General features: G+C 62.6%; 1 protein-coding gene and 1 pseudogene. Both read left to right on the top strand.

What is annotated here, in order from left to right:
* Window positions 1-68: 68 nt before the first annotated feature.
* A pseudogene (glyQ, locus tag IQ216_RS13835) lies at window positions 69-941 on the top strand (glycine--tRNA ligase subunit alpha); the annotation flags it as partial.
* 113 nt (window positions 942-1,054) lie between these two features.
* Window positions 1,055-1,557, top strand: a 503-nt coding sequence (locus tag IQ216_RS13830; RefSeq protein ID WP_193815928.1) for a glycine--tRNA ligase subunit beta, incomplete at its 3' end; no start/stop codon positions are given.

Below are 1,557 nucleotides of genomic sequence, written 5' to 3'. Positions count from 1 at the left end.
GCCACACACAGACTGACCAGCAGGCAAACGTCGTGACAGACAAGGCAACCAACAACTCCGCGCCGGACATCAAGACCTTCCAGGGTCTGATCCTGGCACTGCAGAATTTCTGGGCGCAGCACGGCTGYGYSGTKMTSCARCCCYWKGACATGGARGTSGGCGCYGGYACYTTYCAYCCSGCCACCWYCCTGCGYWSCWTSGGCMCSRARRCCTGGRMCKCCGCCTAYGTSCARCCCWSSCGCCGMCCCACMGAYGGMCGCTAYGGCGAGAACCCGAACCGCCTGCAGCACTACTATCAATTCCAGGTGGTTCTGAAACCGTCACCGGACAACATCCAGGAGCTGTACCTGGATTCCCTGCGCGCCCTGGGCCTGGACCCGCTGGTACACGACATCCGCTTTGTCGAAGACAACTGGGAATCCCCCACGCTCGGCGCCTGGGGGCTGGGTTGGGAAATCTGGCTGAACGGCATGGAAGTGACCCAGTTCACTTACTTCCAGCAAGTCGGCGGCCTGGAATGCTACCCGGTCACCGGCGAGCTGACCTACGGGCTTGAGCGTATCGCCATGTACTTGCAAGGCGTGGACAGCGTGTACGACCTGGTGTGGACCAAAGGCCCGGACGGCGTGGTCACCTACGGCGACGTGTTCCATCAGAATGAGGTGGAGCAATCCACCTACAACTTCGAACACGCCGACACCGAATTCCTGTTCCACAGCTTCGACGTGTACGAGCGGGAAAGCGCCCGCCTGATCGAAGCCGGCCTGCCACTGCCTGCCTACGAACAGGTACTCAAGGCCTCTCACACCTTTAACCTGCTGGACGCCCGCCACGCCATTTCCGTGACCGAGCGCCAGCGTTTCATCCTGCGTGTACGTACCCTGGCTCGCTCCGTTGCCCAGGCCTACTTCGAGAGCCGTCGCAAACTTGGCTTCCCGCTGGCACCCGAGCATCTTCGCAAGGAAGTGCTGGCCGCCGCCGAGGCTGCTGACGCCAAAGCCAACAAGAAGGGCAAGAAAGCCAACAAGGCACCGCAGGAACAGGGGAACGCATAATGGCAACACAGGATTTTCTGGTCGAACTGGGCACCGAAGAGCTGCCTCCGAAAGCCCTCAAACCGCTGTCTGACGCCTTCACCCAGGGCATTGTCAAAGGCCTGGAAGAGGCGGGCGTGGCCTTCGGCAAGGTCGAAGCCTTTGCCGCCCCCCGTCGCCTGGCCGTGCGCATTCGCGACCTGGCCGATGCCCAGCCAGACAAGCCGGTAGAGAAGCGTGGCCCGGCGGTGAAAGCCGCCTTTGATGACGCCGGCAACCCCACCCGGGCCCTGACCGGCTTTGCCACCTCACTGGGCATCACCCCGGACCAGCTTGATACCCTGGAAACCGACAAGGGTGCCTGGCTGGTGTATCGCACCGTGGAGCAGGGCAAGCCAACCGTAGAGCTGATGCCCGAACTGGTGGATAAATCCCTGGCGGCGCTGCCGATTCCCAAGCGCATGCGCTGGGGCGCCCACAAAACCGAATTCGTGCGCCCGGTACACTGGCTGATCCTGCTGTT

The organism is Cyanobium sp. LEGE 06143 (assembly GCF_015207535.1).
In the GTDB taxonomy this organism is placed as follows: Bacteria; Cyanobacteriota; Cyanobacteriia; order PCC-6307; family Cyanobiaceae; genus NIES-981.
Note: the sequence above shows the minus strand (reverse complement) of the source record. Positions and strands in the feature narration are given on the sequence as shown.